Source organism: Halorubrum tibetense (assembly GCF_042661865.1).
Taxonomy (GTDB): domain Archaea; phylum Halobacteriota; class Halobacteria; order Halobacteriales; family Haloferacaceae; genus Halorubrum; species Halorubrum tibetense.
In genome coordinates this window covers 1-569 of sequence record NZ_JBHSWW010000673.1, presented here as the reverse complement: position 1 = coordinate 569, position 569 = coordinate 1, and the positions used below count along the sequence as shown (strand labels likewise).

The 569-nt window shown below is 51.8% G+C and carries 1 protein-coding gene; it reads left to right on the top strand.

What is annotated here, in order from left to right; genetic code table 11:
* On the top strand, nt 1–317 hold a 317-nt coding region (locus tag ACFQEU_RS17675), incomplete at its 5' end, for an EamA family transporter (protein WP_379784273.1).
* Nucleotides 318–569 lie beyond the last annotated feature (252 nt).

The window sequence follows — 569 nt, the reverse complement described above, 5'->3', positions numbered from 1 at the left end:
TTGGTGCCTTTCTTTGGATGGGCTTGCTGTCAACGGCGTTTGGGTTCTGGGTGCAAACCAGCTGCCAAAAAACCTTAGAAGCGCACAAAGTCGCGCTTGTCTTCGCTTTAGAGCCCATTTTCGCTCACGTGGCCGGCGCCATATGGCTCGACGAACGGCTCGGCCTAATGGGGTGGTTTGGCGCAGCGGCGATTATCGCAGGCATGTTGGTTGCGGAATTAGGTGATCGGAAATCGGCAACATTGCACCCAGTAGACTTAGCGGCGGCGCCAGACCCTATGGCCGAGCCTTTGGAATCGAATCAACCACGGCAATAAATTGTCGAACATTCAACTAGTTAGGTCGTACAGACAATAGATTGACCAAGGTGAAATATGCGGGCAACTAGGATAAAGTGGCCGTTTATTCGCACAACAATAGAGCGCCCTAACAAGGCTGTCTTTCTAACCGCCTACTGGGCAACGTAAACCACAAGGATGTCACATGTTAATTGGACACTACAGTGCTGCCTTAGCGGCAAAATCTCTCAAGCCCGAGCTACCTCTCTGGCAACTGTTTATCGCCGCGCA